Origin of the sequence: uncultured Cetobacterium sp. (assembly GCF_947039425.1) — a bacterium.
Lineage (GTDB): Bacteria > Fusobacteriota > Fusobacteriia > Fusobacteriales > Fusobacteriaceae > Cetobacterium_A.
In genome coordinates, this window is record NZ_CAMQYW010000269.1 from 1 (window position 1) to 2757 (window position 2757).

The 2757-nt window shown below is 24.7% G+C and carries 3 protein-coding genes; all 3 read right to left on the reverse strand.

Going from position 1 to position 2757, the window contains the following annotated elements:
* Window positions 1-265: 265 nt before the first annotated feature.
* Window positions 266-1225 carry a nucleotidyl transferase AbiEii/AbiGii toxin family protein gene (locus tag Q0V09_RS10305; RefSeq protein ID WP_297407265.1) on the reverse strand — a complete coding sequence of 320 codons (960 nt, stop codon included), beginning with the start codon at window positions 1223-1225 and terminating at the stop codon, window positions 266-268.
* Window positions 1225-1935 (reverse strand): DUF6088 family protein, encoded by a 711-nt coding sequence (locus Q0V09_RS10310; RefSeq protein ID WP_297407263.1) that lies wholly within the window; start codon window positions 1933-1935, stop codon window positions 1225-1227. Before Q0V09_RS10310 ends, Q0V09_RS10305 begins: the two co-directional genes overlap by 1 nt.
* A gap of 130 nt (window positions 1936-2065) precedes the next feature.
* A partial coding sequence (locus tag Q0V09_RS10315; RefSeq protein ID WP_297489285.1) for a hypothetical protein occupies window positions 2066-2757 on the reverse strand: 692 nt, incomplete at its 5' end.

Sequence of the window (2757 nt, forward strand, 5' to 3'; positions counted from 1 at the left end):
AAAAATTAATATTATACTTGAATAACTTTAAGTTTTATATGCTTGTTTAAACTAGATCTTATCAGAACTCTAAATTTTGAAGAAATTAAAATTTAGGATTAAAAAATGTTTATGAGCTTAAATTATATAATTGAGAATAAAAAAAGCTACCCTAGTAAGTAGCCATTGATTTTATTGAGAAAGTTGCAAATTTGGTGCCAGGGACAAAAAACCCGACGCGAGGCCTATATAAAATCTTTCACACTATCAAAAAATCAAGCATTTATCATTTAATACGCTTTTCTTTTTCCCAGATTCTTACTTTATCAACTACGATTTTTAAATCTTCTTTAACATTATTAAATTCAGGAAGAGTACTATATACAAATTTGGAGAAAGTAGTTTCATATGTTTTTTTAAGTGGGCTTATAATATCTTTAGAAAAAAATCTTGATTTGCTATAATCAGTATCTTTTCTCTTTCCAAAGAAATCATTTTCTACTACTACTTTATTCGCTAAATCAAAGAAATTATCACTATCAAAAAATTCTTTTATTTTTTCATCATTATATAGTTTATGTATATCATAAATATGTCTTATTTTATTTTCTAATTCTACTGTATAATTATCTTCAAAAGAATAATCTAATACTGCAAAAATTTTTTCTACAAAAGTTCTTTCTTTATTTAACACTACAACTTCAAAAGATTCTAATCCAAATTCTGTGATTGCATTTTCTTGCTCAGTATTTAATAAAAATTTAGCGATCTCTGATATTATCTCTTTGCTTTCCCAAGGTTCAGGTATGGACATTCCGTTTATTTCAAATATAAAATCATCACTTGCTTGAAAAAACTCTCCTTCAAAAGCCTTCTCGTATTTATAGACTGTTTTTCTTATATTTCCTCTTTTACTCTCCCTTGAATGATTAGGTTGATACACAAGTCCTTTTGTTGCAATAGTTTCTATCTCTTTCATTAGGATCTTTTTTTTATGTTCAGATCCTACGAAATTAAGCAATTGCAAATCAATATCCTCAGAAAACCTCTCAATAAGTGAGTAAGCCTTTGAAAGAGATGTTCCCCCTTTGAAGATTACCTTATCTTTATATTCAGAAGTAAATAAATTTTTAAGGACATAAGTTACCCAATAGTCCTTCTCTACATATACAGGCAAAGTTTTAAAATGAGTTGCTGTTAGTTGTATTAGATCTTTAAAATCTTCTTTATTTTCATGTAAGTTCATTATTTTATATTCCACCTCTTTTTATTTTTTATTTTTTGAATTCCAAGATCAAATTTAGTTAATTCATTAAGAGATTTTTCTATAGCACTTAAATCTAAACTTGAGATTTCAGATAATATTGCTCCTGTAAGAGCTCTTACCTGGGGTGTATATTCTAGTGATAATAATAGTAATTTTTCTTTATTTTCAAGATTTCTTATCTGTTCTTTTAATATTTTGTAATTATTCTCTATATTAGAATCTGGAATATTTTTTATATCTTTCAAAGCATCTAATATTTGAAGATATTTTATATTTGTTTTAGTGAACTTCATATAACCCTGTATATATTTTATTTTAAATCCACCTATAGTTTTGCTAGGTTTTCTTTTTTCTGTTACAATTTCTATTACATTAGGAATTTGAGTTGTTAAGCCAAGTTTATTATATGATAATATTCCTGATATATAGCCAGTTATTTTTCTGTCATTTTTAACTTCTGCCTTTATAATTTCTTCTATTTCAGGTTTTAATTTTCCAAAACGTGTTTTTTTTGCCTTATAAAACACTCCTTTTTCTATTCTATTTATTTTTTTATTTTTCGTAAGTCGGCTAAGTATTTTTGCTATAGCCATTTTATTATCAGATATATTACTTAAATTATTATATTTAAAAATGCTTCCTTCTTCTAATTTTTCTATATATTCTCGTACTTGAGTTGCGATATTCATAATATCACCTCCTAAGCATATTTTACTAAAGTCAAAATAAAAAGTCAAGTTTTTAACGTTAAAAACTTGACTTTTTATTCTTTAAAACTTCTATTATTTTAATTATGAAATCTTTATTTTTTATAGTATATTATCCAATAATTTTATTTTTATAAGAAATTAACTTTTTAAATTCTTTTGCTATTTTATGTAATCTTGATTCTAATGCTCCTCCAGTTAAAACCTTTCCTGTTTTCGATAATAACTGTTCTTCTGGAATATCTTCAAATTTTATCATATTTTTTATTTCTTCTTCAGAACGATCCCCATAAATATTAAATCCGTATTCATCTCCATGAGCTACTTCAACTATCCAATTTTCTATAAGTTCTTTAGTTATTATTAATTCTTTATGGTTTAATTGTTCTATTAGAACGTTAAATAAATCAATAACATCTTTTGTTTTTATTCCTCTTATTTCAAGCATACTATCAAAATAATCTATATTTGTATAATTTTTTAATATGTATCTATATTTCCATTCTTCAAAAACATCTAAATAATTTTTAATTAACTCTATTTCCTCAACTACTTCAGATATTCTTTTTCTATTTCTTAATCTATTAATAGCACTTTCTTCAAGCACTCTTAATTCATCTAGCAAATCTAATAAATAATTTTTTATATGTTTAGTGTAAGTTTCTAAAAACTCTGTTCTTTCGGATTTCTTTTGATTATTATTTTTTTGTCTTAGAATTTGTCTTTTTGTAGGTTCTGATAATTCATCATGCCACATTGGTGGTTTATAATCGTCATCATCATCTATATCTCTTTCTTTTTTTC

Bases quoted from the DNA above. Each gene is read 5' to 3' on its own strand.
- Q0V09_RS10305 (WP_297407265.1), bottom strand. From the start codon at position 1,225: ATGAACTTACATGAAAATAAAGAAGATTTTAAAGATCTAATACAACTA.
- Q0V09_RS10310 (WP_297407263.1), bottom strand. From the start codon at position 1,935: ATGAATATCGCAACTCAAGTACGAGAATATATAGAAAAATTAGAAGAA.